The organism is Pantoea phytostimulans, assembly GCF_046118715.1.
Lineage (GTDB): Bacteria > Pseudomonadota > Gammaproteobacteria > Enterobacterales > Enterobacteriaceae > Pantoea > Pantoea phytostimulans.
In genome coordinates this window covers 3,010,233-3,026,936 of the sequence record NZ_CP173698.1, presented here as the reverse complement: position 1 = coordinate 3,026,936, position 16,704 = coordinate 3,010,233, and the positions used below count along the sequence as shown (strand labels likewise).

Here is a 16,704-nt window from a genome sequence, read left to right as displayed (position 1 = left end):
CTAATTACGATTACGATGAACTTTGATCACGTCTGGCATCACGCGGATTTTACGCATGATATTGGCCAGATGGACGCGATCGCGCGCGGTCAGGCGGATAAAGGCGCTGTAAACGCGGCCATCGCGCTCTTCCGTGTTCAAGCTCTGAATATTAGAACCGGCGGTATTAATCGCTGCCGTCAAATTTGCCAGCGCACCCTGATGATTGAACATGTCGACTTTAATCTCGGCTACAAATTCTTGTTCGGTGACTTTGTCCCACTCCACCGGCATGAATTTTTCTGGTTCTTTCTGATAACCGCGAATGTTTCGACACGATTCATGGTGCACGACCAAGCCTTTACCTGGACTTACGTGAGCGACAATCGGATCGCCTGGAATCGGTCGGCAGCATTTTGCAAAGGTGATCAACACGCCATCGGCGCCTTTGATCGGCAACTTGCCACGCTTACTGCTTCCCGATTGCGTAGAACCCGTTTGCGTCAGGTTTTTTGCCACCACTACGCTCATTGCATTGCCGAGGCCAATTTCTGCCAGTAGATCATCAAGCGACGTCAGCTTCATTCGGTCAAGCTCTTGCTTGATGCTCGCAGGCGGCACTTCTGCCAGCTTGCGGCTACCGCCTAGCGCGTGACTAAGCAAGCGACGGCCCAGATTAACGGAGTCTTCACGTTTGAGGTTCTTCAGCAACTGGCGAATCTTGGCGCGCGCTTTCGAGCTAACGACAAAATTAAGCCAGGCAGCGTTCGGGCGAGCGCCTGGTGCGGTAATAATTTCGACGGTTTGACCGCTAGCCAGCGGTTGCGACAGCGGATAAGGCTGGCGATCAACGCGTGCGCCAACACAGGCATGACCGATATCGGTATGCACCGCATAGGCAAAATCCACAGGCGTCGAGTCAGTCGGTAATTCGACAATGCGACCTTCAGGCGTAAACACATAGATCTCATCTGGAAAGAGATCGGATTTCACGCTTTCGATAAATTCAAAGGAACTGCCCGCGCTTTGTTGCAACTCCAGCAAGCTTTGCAGCCAACGCTGAGCGCGTATTTGCGCGGTGGTGCCACTTTCACCCGCCTGTTTGTAAGCCCAGTGCGCGGCGACCCCCATTTCTGCCATCTGATCCATATCTTCAGTACGAATCTGAACCTCCACCGGAACGCCGTGCGGGCCGATCATGGAGGTATGCAGCGATTGATAGCCGTTGGCCTTGGGGATGGCGATGTAATCTTTGACGCGACCAGGACGCGGCTTATATAAGCTGTGCATCTGACCGAGTACGCGATAACAGGTATCCAAATCTTTCACGATGACGCGAAAGGCATAGATATCCATGATCGAGTGAAAACGCTGCTCTTTCAGCGTCATTTTGCGGTAGATCGAGTAGAGATGCTTTTCTCGACCGCTGACGCGGCAGGGAATACCGGCTTCTTGCAGTCGGCCATCAATCTCAGAAAGAATCTTCTGGATCATCTCTTTACGGTTACCGCGCGCTGCTTTTACCACCTCTTTAATCACCCGATAACGATTAGGATACAAGGCTTCAAAGCCCAGCTCTTCCAGTTCAGTTTTAAGGTGATGAATACCTAAGCGGTGGGCCAGCGGGCTGTAGATCTCTAACGTTTCCAACGCGATGCGGCGACGTTTATCCGGACGCAAAGCGCCCAGCGTGCGCATGTTGTGGGTGCGGTCAGCCAGCTTGATGAGAATGACGCGGATGTCTTGCACCATCGCCATTATCATCTTGCGGAAGTTCTCTGCCTGCGCCTCTTTTTTGTCGCGGAACTTCAGCTTATCCAGCTTTGAAACGCCTTCCACCAGCTCAGCAACACTTTTGCCGAACAGCTGTTCCATATCCTGATAAGTCGCAGGCGTGTCTTCAATGACATCATGCAGTAGCGCGGCCATGAGTGTTTCATGGTCGAGCTTCATTTCTGCCAGAATACAGGCTACAGCGACAGGATGGGTGATGTAAGGCTCGCCGCTGGAGCGAGTCTGTCCCTCGTGAGCATCACGTGCAACAAGGTAAGCTTGCTGGAGGTGCTTGATATGCTCCTCTGGCAAGTATTTTTCAATCAGTTGATTGAGGCTTTCAAACAGATACAAGGTTGACCTGCAGGTTGCTGTTAACGACGACCTTCAGCGATAGCGGTAACAGCTTGTAATTCAGCGGCTTCCTGCTCTTGCTGCTCCTGACGATCACGCACATCTAAAATCTGATTGGTGACCAAACCTTCTTCGATTTCGCGCAATGCGATAACGGTAGGTTTATCGTTCTCTTCTGGAACCAGCGGATCTTTGCCGCCTACCTGCATCTGACGTGCACGACGTGCAGCGACCAACACCAGGTCAAAACGATTACCAACTTTTTCTACTGCGTCCTGAACGGTTACGCGTGCCATAGGTGTGCTACTCCACAGATGAAGAAATGACTGGGCATCATACTGAAACTGTATTCAGACTGCCAATAATTTGCTGATTAAAGCATCATGACGCGCCTTCTGGCGTGCCATACGTAAACGCTCTGCGCGAATAATGGTTTTAAGATCGGAAAGCGCCAGATCAAAATCATCATTCACAATTAAATAATCGTACTCGGCGTAATGGCTCATTTCGGCCACTGCCTGCGCCATGCGACGTGTAATCACCTCTTCGCTGTCTTGGCCACGGCCCCGCAAGCGGCGATCCAGTTCGTCTTTCGACGGCGGTAAAACGAAGATGCTGCGTGCGCTGGGCATTTTGGCACGAATTTGCTGCGCGCCTTGCCAGTCAATATCAAGAAATACGTCAACGCCGGTAGCGAGGACTTGCTCAATCGCTTTACGCGAAGTGCCGTAATAGTTGTCAAAAACCTTTGCATGCTCAAGGAAAGCGTCTTCGGCGATCATTTTTTCAAATTCTTCTTTTTGAACGAAAAAATAATGTTCGCCATGCGTTTCGCCCGGGCGTACGCCGCGGGTGGTATGCGAAACAGACACCTGCGTATCGTACAGCGGCTGTGTCTTTAAAAGTGCCTGAATCAGGCTGGATTTACCTGCGCCGCTTGGGGCGGAAACTATATAGAGCGTGCCTTGAGCCATGATTTTCTTGAATTGAATAATAGCGGAGTCGATTTTCTGCAGAGTATACACAGCTTGCCGTCGACACGCAGCGTTTGCGCAGCGGTGACGGGTAAACTTTTGCGTATCGTCGCGCATAACACTGCGTTCTATATGTAACGCAAAGTGAAATTCTGCGTAATCTCTCCCAAGGAATAAGCGTCCAACTGGTTGAAGTGAATGTAAAAGTGTTGAATGACAAAAAACGTCAGGAGACAAAAGATGAAACGGATTTTCACATTGGCTTTGATGCTCATCACTACAGCATTTTCACTCTCTGCTGCCCAATTTGATAAGCAATCCGCACAATGTCCAGCCTGGACGCCTGCTCGCGCTCACAATGAAATGAGTCAACTTCAACAGCAATTACAGAAGTGGGATGATGCCTATTACCGAGAAGGTGTGAGTCCAGTGACTGATAATGATTACGACAGTTTGCTACAGCGCTTATCGCAATGGCAGCGCTGTTTTGAATCTTCTGCGGCTGACTATCAGTCGCAATTACCTTCTGGTGGTTCAACCTTTCATCCTGTCGCCCATACTGGCGTCAAAAAACTACGTGACAAGCTGGCAGTCGGATACTGGATGCAAAACCGCGACGATCTTTGGGTCCAGCCTAAAGTCGATGGTGTAGCGGTATCTTTAGTCTATCGGCATGGCAAATTGGTTTCGCTTATCAGTCGTGGAGATGGATTACGCGGTGAAGAGTGGTTGGCTAAAGCGGCGATGATTCCTGCCATTCCGCTGTCTATTGAAAGTGAGCTCGAAGATGTAATTTTACAGGGCGAGCTCTTTCTGAAGATGTCCGATCATCACCAGGCTATTGCGGGAGGTAAAAATGCTCGGGCGCAGGTTGCCGGTGCCATGATGAGTAAAAAAGCGAGCCCCTTACTGACCGAGATAGCCATTTTCATTTGGGGTTGGCCAGATGGACCTTCAGATATGGCCGATCGTTTGCAACAGCTTACGCAATGGGGCTTTGATCTTGCAGCGCAATGGAGCAAAAGCGTTAAGGATGAAGACGATGTCGCTGGCTGGCGTAACCGATGGTTTCACGCGCAACTGCCTTTTGTCACCGATGGCGTGGTTATACATCAGGCTTCTCGGCCTAAAGGGAAAAGCTGGTTGCCCGGTCAAGGCGATTGGGCCGTGGCCTGGAAATATCAGCCGCCAGAGGTGAGCAGTGAAGTGCTCTCGGTCGATTTCTCAATAGGGCGTACCGGAAAGATTGCTGTGGTACTTAATCTACAGCCGGTTCAGCTGGATGATAAAACCGTCAGACGTGTGAATGTCGGCTCATTAACCCGTTGGCGAGAATACGATGTGATTGCTGGTGACCAGGTCATCATCAGCCTGGCGGGTCAAGGGATCCCAAAATTAGAAAGGGTAATCTGGCGTGTGACAGAACGTGATTATCCTCAACAGCCAGATGCCGCAAATTTCACACCGCTGAGTTGTTATCACTTCACACCTGACTGTCAGAAACAGCTAGTGGCAAGACTGAATTGGCTTAGCCAAAAATCTGTGCTTGATATTGCAGGCGTACAACGCAGCACTTGGTTGCGCTTACTGGAAAAACCCGGCATCACGCATCTTTTTTCATGGCTGACATTAACGCCCGAACAGATCACCGCCGCGGCAAGCATTTCACCTGAGCGAGCAGAGCAGATTTGGCACCGCTTTAATCTGACACGACAGCAACCATTGCGGCGCTGGATTCACGCTTTAGGCATACCTTTGCCGCGCAAAGCCTTGAATGCATTAACGGATAGCGGCTGGGACTCAATATTGCAGCGCAATGTACAAACATGGCAGGCGTTGCCAGGCGTTGGCAATGTATTAGCACAACGGATTGTTATGATGTTGCAGGATACCGAGCTGCGATCGCTTATCACTTTTTTACAGCATCAAGGCATTCCTGCAACGACATCAATGTTCCGGGTGAGGGTAGTTGAAAATCGGCAGGCCGAGACGGAAGCGCAGCGCCAGTAAACGGGCAAAGAAACCGAACAGCAGCGTAATGATCACCACGGCTTCGTGTGCCAACGGTGTTTTTAACAGCAGTATGTACATCCAGCCAGACGCGAACGCGATACCGGCATAGAGCTCTTTCTGGAATACCAAAGGAATACGATTACAAAACATATCGCGTAGCACGCCACCAAATACGCCGGTAATCACTGCACTAATCGCGGCGATAATCATTGCATGGCCGGTATCTAATGCTACCTGAGCACCGATGATTGAAAACACCACTAAACCCAAGGCGTCCAACACCAGGAACACTTTTCGCAAGTGGGTCATCAACGGAGCAACCACGGTAGTGACGACGGCAGCAGCGGCAACAATCATAATATATTCGGGGTTTTTAACCCATCCGAGGGGGTAATGACCCAGCAGGATATCGCGTACCGAACCTCCGCCAATCGCAGTGACAGAAGCAATGATTATTACGCCAAACAGATCCATTTTACGCCGTCCTGCAGCAAGCGCGCCGGTCATCGCTTCTGCAGTAATACCAATAATATAGAGAACAGTAAGTAACATAGCAGGCTCCAGAAAGTCGGCAGCAAGGCTACGGTGTTAAGCGCGTAACGGCTACTGAGTTTTTCGCTTATCCAAAAAAGTGAATGAAAGGGTTAAGTGTTAATGGTGAATAATGATATAAAAATCAATGGGATGGATTAAAATCTTTAAACTTCACTTTAGGTAAATTATATGCGCTTTAACAAAGAAAGTTATTTATTGCTGACAAATTAAGCTCGGCTTTTTAGGCGTCGCTTATGAAGAGAACGTTTGTATAACGCTTAACTTTTGGCTCACAGCATAATGACCTTCAGGACGGGAATGAAAAACCGCGCATCCAAGATTCTCTTTTACTCTTCTGATCGGCTGGCAGCTGTAGGTATTCATCATACGCTAGCGGCACTTTTTCCGCAGTGGCAAGCGCACGAAGTCTGGTCTTTTAGCGACATTTTAACGCAGTGCGAACTGCGCCAACCTCGGATGATCGTCTGCATATTTCATGAAAATATGCCGTTGGCAGGTACCTTTAATGTTCTCTTTCAATTACAGCATGCTTTTCCCGCTTTACCTGTATTGGTAATGACGCGCCGCCTCATTCCCGTATTACGGTCAATGAGTTGCTTTTTACCTACCCTGGAAATTATGGATCTGAAAGTTTCTCATTCTGCATTACGCCAGCAGCTGACATATAGAATAAATGGCGGAGAAGAACGCAAAGGGATGAGGGATCGTGCGGAAATTATTTTGCCAGACCGGCAGTTGCGTATTCTGCTGATGATGGCATGGAATTGCAGTATCGAGCACATCGGCAAAGAACTCAGTCTTAATTATAAAACCGTGAGTGCCTACAAACTAAATGCATTAAAAAAACTGAAAATTAATACCAAAAATGATTTGGCAGACTTGTTCATGGTCATTGATGAATTGAGGATGATAGTCAATGCAATCAAAATAAGCGATGCAGATAAATGGCAGGAAGTGAATTTTCAAAAAGAAAAAGCGTGCTGATTAACAGCACGCGAATGCATCGTTTAGATGCCCAGAGCCCACCATACAGACTTGCTTTTATTATACGTTTCTTGCGCGAATTTGAGAAAATGATTTAAAGTTAAAGCGATATTCGGGCTGGAACCATGAGCGGCCGTAATAGCAATACATCAACATACGTATAGATGCCATCGCCAGATAACCCCAAATTGCGCATAATACTGAAGGTGTTAATAATACCGTAAAGAGTGTGACAGCCAGACCCGCTATTACTGAGGACATTTCAGTGAAAGCAATGCAGCTATATTGCTTTTCACGCTGTAATATAGCGCGATATTGCTGGCCTTGCGGGATAATGATAAAGACAACCGACACCATCTCAAGCATAACCGCCAGTTCCGGCTGGTTAAAAATGCGGCTAAGTACGTCGCTGCCGAGGAATAAGAAGGCACAAATCAACACGCCAGTTAGAACATTGCCCCAATAAAGTGTCGAAAGATCGTTTATTGAAAGCATGCGATAGCGAATAAGTGAATTAGAAAATCCGCGGTCTGCTAAAGCATCTACAGCTAATAATCCAACTACGGCAATGGCAAGCAGGTTTAGTTCATTCGCCTGCAGAATCTGTGCTAATAAAGAAAGCTGTAATACACCAATGCCAATGATTTTAATTGAAGAGAGAAGAGACCATTTTGCGCTTGTGAGACTTCTTTCATGTATAGCCATAATATGCTCGTTATGGTACATGTACCAGTTCGAAGTTATTCTTCGTGTAACGGCAAGCTGTGATTGCTGTAACACAGTAGGTAGTACAAGAGATCAATGCAATTTTTCTGGTCTAAGTCCTGAAATACCTTGCCAGGCTTGCCATGTTATTATTGATTCAATTAAATGATGTTCAGATAAAAAATAAATGTCCCTGGAGTATTCACGATTCCGTGTAATGGCAGAATCTCCTGCTGTTAGCAAAAAATCCGCCAGATCACGAATGAATCCTGTTGTAGTTGTATATTCTCCAGCCAGAATCCTTCCAGCTATCTCAACAAACTCTTTTTCTGATAACAAAGGATAGGTTGAGCGTTCCATTATTTTTTCCTGGTGTTATTTTTATAGGTGTTGCTGTGTGTAAGGAGATTTATACCGTGTTTTATTTAAATTAACACCATAAGAAAACTCTGATTAAAGCCACTCAGGAAATAATGGTTTCATGCCATTCATGATAGATTTTAATTGCTGTAAGACATTCATTATTGAACGTTGTATAGATTGAAAGCTTCTATGGAAGCGGTTCCATTTTTATGAAGAGATAAAAATGCATGAAATCAAAGGGGATAGCAGCTTATGAGACCATTACTACCAGGATTTTCCCTGGCAATAATGGTTAAGCAAAACTGGTTATAAGTGCAAATGCGGGAGCAAGAGGCTGATGATGTGTTTATGCTTTTTCTAAGAAAAATTTCAAAATATTTTTATAAAAAGCCAGAGATAACTCAAGTTCCAAAAAAACTTAATCCATTGATTTTATTCAGTAAGCAATTTGTTAAGTTGAGCAAGATCTTTCCTAACCCATTCAATATCTTTAGAAAACTTCTCTTCTGACATCAATGGTTGACGATAAACGGTGATCAAGACTTCTGCGCCTTGCTCATTAGCAATTACTCGCATTGGCATATAAATTTCTTTGCCTACGCCGTTATTTATCCAGTGATCCATCACGCCAAATGGATTATGAGAAGTGAAGCGAATCTTGATTTTTCCTTCCGGACCTTGTGCTCGCCAATGCGTTCCTTCTGGCTCAAGCGTATTGCCGCTTAATCCCGATGCCCACTTGGGAAAAAACTCCGGTTTCCAAATCGTTTCATAAAGATCTAGCCAGTTACGCGCAATAGTCATGCTAAGGGTTTGTGAGGACAGCATGTTACCTCCTGAAGGATCAAAAATTCATTAAAGCATGAGGGTGAAACCGGGAAAACGTTACACAGGCAGAAGTGTGGGGTCGATGAGGTTAAGTTCGTACAAAGGACAGCCTTGCGTGCTGCCCGTTAGTGATCGATCAGATAAAGTTGCCGCGTGCTGACACAGGTTCAACTTGGCCGCGACCATCTGCATGGCGTAAGACAAAGCTGTCAGATTGCGCCATCACTGCGCAACTGTGATTGGGAAAGATACGAAGCAAGCTGCCAACCACAGGGCGAATATCCTGATAAACGATAAAACCATGTTCCTCAGATAACTTGCTGACCTCATAAGTATTACCCATCTCGTCTACCGCTATGCCGAAGCCGCTGGCGTTAGTACCGTGCGGCCCTTTATCAGAGCTCAACATTTTTGAGCCTGCATCTACAATAGCAAAGTGCTCATTCACGGCTACCACACGCGTGATAACGCTAAGGGCTAACTCATCCACGCTACTTAATCCAAGGCGACAGGCAGTGAGATCGAGTAGTGCATAATTTCCAGGGCGGATTTCGTGTGTGCCAGGCACAACATTGGCGGCCAATGCAGTCGGCGTCGATCCCACGGACACGGGACAAATGTTGAAGCCTGCCTGGTGCAGTTGGGCTTGCAGCGCAAACATCAGTTGCGCTTCTTGTATTGCGATCTTGCTAATAGCCGCTGGATTTCCGGCACCATAAGCATGACCTGCGTGTGAAACCAATCCAGCAAAGCGTAGCCCGTTTTGTCTGAGTGCTTGCGCCAGTTTTATCGCCTCATCGTTATGGGGATTAACCCCAATGCGATGCAAACCCACATCCACTTTGATTGCCACGGCAAGTTCACAATCAGGCTGTTTACGCTGTGCTTCAGCTATCGCCGCGACGCCGTGTAGCGCATCAACAATTAAAGTGATTTTCGCTTGTTGCTGTGCTGCCTGTTGTAATAACTCCGCGATGCTTTCAGCACGGACTACGGGATAAGCCAGCAGCAAGTCGCGCGCTCCGCCACGTAAAAAACTCACACCTTCACTCGGCTTCGATACCGTAATACCTTGTGCGCCTAACTCTTGCTGGCGGCGCGCAATAAACACACTTTTGTGGGTCTTGATGTGAGGGCGTAGCGCCACGCCAGCGTTATCTGCTTTTGCCTGCATGCGCTGAAGATTCTGTTCAAGTCGTTGTGCATCGACTTCGATGAAAGGCGTAAGGCGATCGTCAAAAAGAGGGCGTTGCCAGTTGTCGGCGCTGTTCATATCCATACGAAATTCCTGCATTGGCTTGCTTAAAGCAGACATCATTCATCAATTTTTATACGAATGCCAGACAGCTTTTGATAGTGCTTTCTGAAAGTCATTACCTGAATTCTTCCTTAATACTCTCCTCATGGAACCTGGCTGAGCTACGTGGAGTATGTGAGCGGGGGAAATTGCTGAGGTTGCCAAGATAAGATCAACTGGATGCGTCGGGAAAACCTGGTTTGAATCGGCTGCTGGACAAACAATCACGCAAAAAAAAGCAGGCTCAAAGCCTGCTTTTTCTATCGAACGTAAAGGTTAGACGTAAAGTGACGCTTCGCCTGGTGGACGCGTTTTAAAACGGCGATGCAGCCAAAGGTATTGCTCTGGTGCACGCAGGATCTGGTTTTCGATGACCTTATTCATATAGGCTGCCGCCGCCGCTTCATCATTATGCGGGTAATTTTCTAACGCAGGTTCGATGATCAAATGATAACCATCATTATTCGGGTTACGAATCAGCATGATAGGCACCATAGCCGGTTTCGCTAAACGCGATAAAACAAATGTGCCGTTGGTGGTTGCTGCTTTTTCCACGGCGAACAAGGGCGCAAAGGTGCTGCCTTTCGGGCCGTAATCCTGATCGGGGGCGAACCACACCGATTCACCCTGTTTTAATGCATGCACCATGCCGCGTAGATCGCGACGGTCAATCATCGCTTTGTTGGAGCGCATGCGACCTTTGGTCTGCACATACTCCATCGCTAGATTGTTGTGTGGACGATACATTGCCATCATCGGCTGGCATAAGCCGCTGATTCGGCCGCCCAGTTCCAGAGACATAAAATGCACACCAATCAGCATGACTCCGCGTTTTTCATTTTGCGCGGAATGCAAATTAGCTAAACCGGATACCTTAAACAGGCGCTTAACCGCGCGGTCGGACCAAAACCAGGCAATACCGGTTTCTGCCAATGCCATGCCCAGCGAAGCAAAGTTACCTGCAATCATACGCTCAGCTTCTTCATCACTGATGTTAGGGAAACAAAGCTCGATATTGCGACGTGTAATGCGTTCACGGCGTTGTAAAAAATGACGTGAGATTTTACCCGCGCCCGCACCGAGGCGGATAAGAATGGGATAGGGAAGTTGGACCAATAGCCAGAGCACGCCCAAGCCAAACCAGGTGACCCAGTAGCGCGGATGCAGCAGCGAGGCGCTAAATTGTCCGGTGATTTTCATTGCTAACCTTTATGGAATAAATGGATGTATCGCACAAAGAGCATTTCCATGAGTTCCCCAGGCGGTACAGCTGTACTGATTTCGACCAGCACTTTATCAAATAGTGCCTTCAAAGAAAGGTAAACTCCAGAATCTACAGGATTGATTGGATTCATGGAGGGCACATAGCTTAACAAATAAAGTGGATGGCATGAGATAAAAGCGATATTTAACAGTGGTTTAGTAAGTTCGTTAATTATAAAGGAATCTTGGGCTGATGCGCTAATGAGACCTGTCTGGAAATTATTTCTTATTAATCATTACGCATTACTTACACGGCAGTTTACAGCAATTTATTTACGTTACTAACAAACAAAAACGTTGAGCATAAAGAGGTTTGCCAACCAGACCTGAACCGTCATTAAAACGCAGTAAAAACAAACAACGCATAAATTTTCATAAAATATTTAGCGGATAAGAAAGCGCATTTAATGGTCAAGCACATGTTTATCTCGCCTCATTTATTCATTATATCGCATGAGGTGTTTGAAATTTGACCGTTTCGAGGCATTTAAGACAACGCGGGTCGATAAGCGCGATGATTAACAGGAATACACATAAATGCGAGTTTAAAATCTTGATCACACGAGATTATTTATCTGTTAAAAATGCCATCGTGGAAAACAAACTGAATACGATTTATACCAAGCTGATGATTGTTCTAAACCCAAGGCAGACAGAAAAGTGAATGCACCTTAGTCACAAGACCATTTCATCTGTGTTAACAAAAAAGCCCGCACGGACGGGCTTGGCAACATTCTGCGTCGCTTCTGAATACTGTTACTCGATGTTCTGAATCTGCTCGCGCATCTGTTCAATCAGTACCTTCAGCTCAATCGCGGAGGTGGTGATCTCAGCATTGATTGACTTTGATGCCAGCGTATTCGATTCGCGATTAAACTCCTGCATCATAAAGTCGAGGCGACGGCCAACGGCTTCTTTCTTTTTCAGGATGTTATAGGTTTCTTTAACATGCGCTTCGAGGCGATCCAGTTCTTCTGACACATCAACACGCTGCGCCATCATTACCAGCTCTTGCTCAAGGCGATTGTTTTCCAGCTGCACTTCAGCATCTTCCAGCTTCGCCACCAAACGCTCACGCTGCCATTTAATGACTTCAGGCATTTGTGCGCGGACCTTGATCACTTCCTGCGATACGCCTTCCAGACGTTGTTCGATCATCGCTTTCAGTGCAGTACCTTCGCTTTCACGCGCGGCAATGAAATCATCCAGCGCGCCATCCAGCGCTTGCAGCAGCTGAGTGTTAATCGCATCGAGATCCTGCTCTTTCGCCGACATCACGCCAGGCCAACGCAAAATATCCATGGGATTAATCGCGCCTTCATCGCTCTGCATTTTGACCCAATTGCCCGCTTGCACCAGCTGTTTTGCCAGCGCTTCATTGAGCATCAGTTCACCTTGTGCACTCGGGTTCGCATCAAAACGCAGGTTGCACTCAATTTTACCTCGCGTCAGGCGTTGGCGAATGCGTTCGCGGATCACTGGCTCCAGACCACGAAATTGTTCCGGCAAGCGGATATACGTTTCAAGATAGCGTTGGTTTACGGAACGCAGCTCCCAGGCGGCGCTGCCCCATTCGCCTTTTGCATCGCGGCGGGCATAAGCGGTCATACTGCGGATCATAAGCGTTACTCATTTTTCAGAAAGATTGAGTGAAGTATAGCGAGGCAGCGCAGCGCATAACAGGCATAAGCGCAGCAGAATCAGGAATAGGAAACATTTCCCCTTTAAACCACAGGCACTTATGATTAAGTCTGACTTATTTATTGAGGAACACGAATGGCTCGCGTTATTGCCCTTCCTCTTGCGCTGGCTTTGTTACTGGCAGGCTGCAAGACACCGCCCGCACCACCCACGAAGCCGCAACCGATTTGTGCTGGTGGCGACGTGATGATACAGACCACGCTGTGGTTCGGTCTGAGTAAGCCGCAAGGCGGCACGGTGAGTTCGCTCGATTGGATGAATTTTGTCGATAAAGAGGTCACGCCACGTTTCAAGCAGGGCTTGTCCGTTTATGAGGCGAAAGGTCAATGGCTGGGTGAGAATGGTCAACTGGCACGTGAGAACAGCAAAGCGTTGATGTTGATTCACAGTATCAATGCTGAAAGTAATGCACCGATAGAAGCGTTGCGCAGCGTTTATAAAAAACGTTTTGGTCAGGAATCGGTGATGCGCGTGGATGCGCCGGTTTGCGTCAGCTTTTAAGCGAGAATAGGCGGCTCGCAGGCCGCCGCTTCGTCTTAAATAAACAGTCCCGCAAAGGCAGCTGACAACAGGCTTACCAGCGTTGAGCCATAAACCAGTTTCCAGCCAAAACGTGAAACTACGTTGCCCTGTTGTTCGTTCAGGCCTTTGATTGCCCCGGCAACGATGCCGATGGAAGCAAAGTTGGCAAACGACACCAGGAACACTGACAGAATGCCTAATCCACGTGGACTCATACCTGCAGCCACTTTTTGCAGTTCAATCATGGCGACAAATTCATTGGCGACCAGCTTCGTTGCCATGATGCTACCCGCCTGCAATGCATCTGCCGAGGGAATGCCAACCAGCCAGGCAAATGGATAAAACACATAACCCAGTAACTGCTGGAAGCTATAGCCAAACACCGCCGCAAACAGCGCATTCACAGCCGCAATCAACGCAATAAATCCAATCAGCATGGCCAGAATAATCATCGCCACTTTGAAACCCGCCAGGATGTATTCACCCAGCATTTCAAAAAAGCTCTGATCTTCATGCAGTTTATCCAGTGCAATTTCCTGCTGGTCTTGGTTATTACCCGGATTAATGATGGACAGAATAATGAAGGTGCTAAACATATTAAGCAGCAGAGCTGCGACCACATACTTGGCATCAATCATTGTCATATATGCACCGACAATGGAGAGCGAAACCGTGGACATTGCCGTGGCAGCCATGGTGTAAAGGCGCTTAGGTGGAATATCGCCAAGGATACCTTTATAGGCGATAAAGTTTTCCGATTGGCCCAGAATCAGGGTGCTTACGGCGTTAAACGACTCAAGCTTGCCCATGCCGTTGATCTTTGACAGCAGCGTTCCCACCAGGCGAATCAGCAGCGGCAGAATTCGCCAATGCTGCAAAATACCAATGAGCGCGGAGATAAAGACAATCGGACAAAGCACGCCCAGGAAGATAAACGCTAAACCTTGTTTACTCATGCCGCCAAACACGAACTCAGTACCTTGTGCGGCAAAGCCCAGCAGCGTTTCAAAAAATCCGCCAACCGAGCCGACCAGCGCCAGTCCGCTGGCAGAATGCAGAAAGAACCAACCCAAAGCGGCTTCTATAACAATCAGTTGAATGATAAAGCGTGGGCGAATCTGTTTGCGGTCATGACTGACCAATAGCGCAAGGGCGAAAATCACCACCAGCGCGAGCAGGAAATGAAGAATAGCGGCCATGTTTTTTATATTTGAAAGAGAAAGAGAGGGGCATTTAGCCACAGTCGACGCATAATTTCATCTCGCAAAGCGAGAGGCCGCAGCAAGAGACAGCAGGCATGGAAGTCCGTATAATGCGCAGCCAATCATTAGCAAGCCGGAGATTACCATGCGTCCAGCAGGCCGTAGCGCACAACAGGTGCGTCCCGTCACATTGACCCGCAATTACACCAAACACGCTGAAGGTTCCGTTTTGGTGGAATTCGGTGAAACCAAAGTGCTTTGCACTGCCACGGTGGACGAAGGCGTTCCGCGTTTCCTCAAAGGCCAAGGTCAGGGCTGGGTCACCGCCGAATATGGCATGCTGCCGCGTTCAACGCACAGCCGTATGGCGCGTGAAGCTGCCAAAGGCAAACAAGGTGGTCGTACGCTGGAAATTCAGCGCCTGATTGCTCGCTCACTGCGTGCTGCTGTTGATCTCAAAGCCTTGGGTGAATTCACTATCACCCTCGATTGCGACGTCATTCAAGCTGATGGCGGTACGCGTACTGCCTCTATTACAGGTGCTTGCGTCGCGCTAGCCGATGCATTGAACAAGTTGGTAGCAGCGGGCAAGCTGAAAGCTAATCCGATGAAAGGCATGGTTGCTGCAATTTCTGTCGGCATCGTCAACGGCGAAGCACTGTGCGACCTGGAATATGTTGAAGATTCCGCTGCTGAAACCGACATGAACGTCGTGATGATGGAAGACGGTCGCATGATCGAGGTGCAGGGCACCGCTGAAGGCGAACCGTTCAGTCACGAAGAGTTGCTGGCGCTGCTGGCGCTGGCGCGAGGCGGGATTGAAGAGCTAATTCAGGCGCAGAAGGCCGCACTGGAAAATTGATGTAACAGGCGACCATAGAGTCGCCTTTTCTTTATTTGAGGAGTAAGAGATGAAATCCTGGCAGCGTCAGTTTATTGAATTCGCCTTGAACAAGCAGGTGCTCAAGTTCGGTGAGTTCACTTTAAAGTCTGGGCGCAAAAGCCCCTATTTCTTTAACGCCGGTCTGTTTAACAGCGGACGGGATTTAGCGCTGTTAGGACGCTTTTACGCGCAAGCGCTGGTCGATGGCGGTGTGGATTTTGATCTGCTGTTTGGTCCCGCTTATAAAGGCATCCCCATCGCCACCACCACCGCAGTTGCGTTAGCCGATCATCACGACCGTGACGTTCCTTACTGCTTTAACCGCAAAGAAGCGAAAGATCATGGCGAAGGCGGTTTGCTGGTAGGCAGTCCGCTTGAAGGACGCATCATGCTGGTGGACGACGTTATCACCGCGGGTACGGCAATTCGCGAATCAATGGATATTATCAGCGCGCACAATGCGACGCTGGCAGGCGTATTGATTTCACTGGATCGCCAAGAGCGTGGGCGTGGCGATATTTCAGCGATTCAGGAAGTGGAACGTGACTATAAATGCAAAGTCACCGCCATTATTACGCTGAAAGATTTGATTGCTTATTTGGAAGAGAAGCCAGAAATGGCCGATCATTTAGCGCAGGTACGTGCTTACCAAAAATCTTACGGAATTTAAGCGAAAGGCGGGTGTGATGCCCGCCTTTTTTATTAGATTAACTGTGAGGCGATCAGCGGCCAGCGTGTGTCAAAGTCTGCTGTTGGCCGGAAGCGAAACTCAGAACGAACGTAACGTGAAAGTAACCCTTCACAAAATGCCAGAAGCTGACTGGCTAAAAGCGTGTCATCAGTTTGAAAACCTTCACCTTCACGCATTTTCCGTTCACGCATCACCTGACGCAACTGCACTTCTATACGCTCAAACAGCTGATTAATACGCCCTTGTAAGCGATCCTGCTCAAACATCAGCGCATGGCCGGTCAAAATACGCGTCAGCCCTGGATTACGCTCACCAAACCCCAGAATCAGTTGCACGATAAGACGCAGACGCGTCATCGTCTCTTTCTCATCCTTGAGGATAAGATTGATGCGGGTAATCAGACTGTCTTCGATAAATTCGATCAGGCTATCGAACATGCGTGTCTTGCTAGGAAAGTGGCGATATAAAGCCGCTTCAGAAACGCCTACATTCGCCGCCAGTTTAGCGGTAGTAATTCGCTGACTGCCATCGCCGGATTCCAGCATTTGCGCCAGCGCCTGCAATATCTCTTCGCGACGGTTCCTTTTCGCGACTTTTTTTTCTGCCATGATCTTAAA

At 48.1% G+C, this 16,704-nt stretch carries 17 protein-coding genes; 5 read left to right on the top strand and 12 right to left on the bottom strand.

Annotated features, from left to right (window positions below):
• Genes spoT through gmk form a run of 3 tightly spaced genes read right to left on the bottom strand, consistent with a single transcriptional unit; the run spans position 1 to position 3,080 of the window.
• A complete protein-coding gene (spoT, locus tag ACF2G4_RS14185) occupies positions 1-2,106 on the bottom strand; it encodes a bifunctional GTP diphosphokinase/guanosine-3',5'-bis pyrophosphate 3'-pyrophosphohydrolase (protein ID WP_409075011.1) in 2,106 nt (701 codons plus the stop codon).
• A gap of 20 nt (positions 2,107-2,126) precedes the next feature.
• On the bottom strand, positions 2,127-2,402 hold the full coding sequence (gene rpoZ, locus ACF2G4_RS14180; RefSeq protein WP_003851346.1) for a DNA-directed RNA polymerase subunit omega: 276 nt from the start codon (positions 2,400-2,402) through the stop codon (positions 2,127-2,129).
• A gap of 54 nt (positions 2,403-2,456) precedes the next feature.
• Positions 2,457-3,080: a guanylate kinase gene (gene gmk, locus ACF2G4_RS14175; RefSeq protein ID WP_215848369.1), complete on the bottom strand. Its 624-nt coding sequence runs from the start codon at positions 3,078-3,080 to the stop codon at positions 2,457-2,459.
• A gap of 267 nt (positions 3,081-3,347) precedes the next feature.
• Between gmk and ligB the strand changes: the two genes are divergently transcribed.
• On the top strand, positions 3,348-5,090 hold the full coding sequence (gene ligB / locus ACF2G4_RS14170; RefSeq protein WP_409075977.1) for an NAD-dependent DNA ligase LigB: 1,743 nt from the start codon (positions 3,348-3,350) through the stop codon (positions 5,088-5,090).
• Here ligB and ACF2G4_RS14165 read toward each other — a convergent pair.
• Complete coding sequence (locus tag ACF2G4_RS14165; RefSeq protein WP_243079969.1) at positions 5,028-5,645, bottom strand: trimeric intracellular cation channel family protein; 618 nt, start codon at positions 5,643-5,645, stop codon at positions 5,028-5,030. The two genes, ligB and ACF2G4_RS14165, sit on opposite strands and share 63 nt — an antisense overlap.
• A gap of 300 nt (positions 5,646-5,945) precedes the next feature.
• On the opposite strand from ACF2G4_RS14165, the gene ACF2G4_RS14160 reads away from it, so the two are divergent.
• Positions 5,946-6,632, top strand: coding sequence for a LuxR C-terminal-related transcriptional regulator (locus ACF2G4_RS14160; RefSeq protein WP_409075010.1), 687 nt, complete (start codon positions 5,946-5,948; stop codon positions 6,630-6,632).
• 60 nt (positions 6,633-6,692) lie between these two features.
• Here ACF2G4_RS14160 and ACF2G4_RS14155 read toward each other — a convergent pair whose 3' ends face one another.
• From ACF2G4_RS14155 to ACF2G4_RS14130, 6 genes are all read right to left on the bottom strand, one after another.
• Complete coding sequence (locus ACF2G4_RS14155) at positions 6,693-7,337, bottom strand: oligosaccharide flippase family protein (RefSeq protein ID WP_215848136.1); 645 nt, start codon at positions 7,335-7,337, stop codon at positions 6,693-6,695.
• A 93-nt stretch (positions 7,338-7,430) separates the two neighbouring features.
• Positions 7,431-7,697, bottom strand: coding sequence for a hypothetical protein (locus ACF2G4_RS14150; protein ID WP_215848137.1), 267 nt, complete (start codon positions 7,695-7,697; stop codon positions 7,431-7,433).
• 435 nt (positions 7,698-8,132) lie between these two features.
• The gene (locus ACF2G4_RS14145) at positions 8,133-8,528 is read right to left on the bottom strand and encodes a polyketide cyclase (protein WP_243079971.1); all 396 of its coding nucleotides are present in this window, start codon (positions 8,526-8,528) and stop codon (positions 8,133-8,135) included.
• A gap of 136 nt (positions 8,529-8,664) precedes the next feature.
• Positions 8,665-9,807 carry an alanine racemase gene (locus ACF2G4_RS14140; RefSeq protein ID WP_409075009.1) on the bottom strand — a complete coding sequence of 381 codons (1,143 nt, stop codon included), beginning with the start codon at positions 9,805-9,807 and terminating at the stop codon, positions 8,665-8,667.
• A gap of 294 nt (positions 9,808-10,101) precedes the next feature.
• Complete coding sequence (gene lpxP, locus ACF2G4_RS14135) at positions 10,102-11,025, bottom strand: kdo(2)-lipid IV(A) palmitoleoyltransferase (RefSeq protein ID WP_243079973.1); 924 nt, start codon at positions 11,023-11,025, stop codon at positions 10,102-10,104.
• Between the two features lie 819 nt (positions 11,026-11,844).
• Entirely contained in the window at positions 11,845-12,708 is an 864-nt protein-coding gene (locus ACF2G4_RS14130) for a YicC/YloC family endoribonuclease (protein ID WP_215848140.1), read from the bottom strand.
• Between the two features lie 156 nt (positions 12,709-12,864).
• Here ACF2G4_RS14130 and ACF2G4_RS14125 point away from each other — a divergent pair, with 156 nt between their 5' ends.
• Positions 12,865-13,290, top strand: coding sequence for a DUF3574 domain-containing protein (locus tag ACF2G4_RS14125; RefSeq protein ID WP_409075008.1), 426 nt, complete (start codon positions 12,865-12,867; stop codon positions 13,288-13,290).
• Positions 13,291-13,325: 35 nt separating this feature from the next.
• On the opposite strand, the gene ACF2G4_RS14120 is transcribed toward ACF2G4_RS14125, so the two are convergent.
• Positions 13,326-14,510, bottom strand: a complete 1,185-nt coding sequence (locus tag ACF2G4_RS14120) for a NupC/NupG family nucleoside CNT transporter (protein ID WP_243079976.1) — start codon at positions 14,508-14,510, stop codon at positions 13,326-13,328.
• A gap of 148 nt (positions 14,511-14,658) precedes the next feature.
• On the opposite strand from ACF2G4_RS14120, the gene rph reads away from it, so the two are divergent.
• Both rph and pyrE read left to right on the top strand, forming a co-directional pair.
• The gene (gene rph / locus ACF2G4_RS14115; protein WP_215848143.1) at positions 14,659-15,375 is read left to right on the top strand and encodes a ribonuclease PH; all 717 of its coding nucleotides are present in this window, start codon (positions 14,659-14,661) and stop codon (positions 15,373-15,375) included.
• Positions 15,376-15,424: 49 nt separating this feature from the next.
• Entirely contained in the window at positions 15,425-16,066 is a 642-nt protein-coding gene (pyrE, locus tag ACF2G4_RS14110) for an orotate phosphoribosyltransferase (protein ID WP_215848144.1), read from the top strand.
• 32 nt (positions 16,067-16,098) lie between these two features.
• Here pyrE and slmA read toward each other — a convergent pair whose 3' ends face one another.
• Positions 16,099-16,695, bottom strand: a complete 597-nt coding sequence (slmA, locus tag ACF2G4_RS14105; protein ID WP_243079977.1) for a nucleoid occlusion factor SlmA — start codon at positions 16,693-16,695, stop codon at positions 16,099-16,101.
• Positions 16,696-16,704 lie beyond the last annotated feature (9 nt).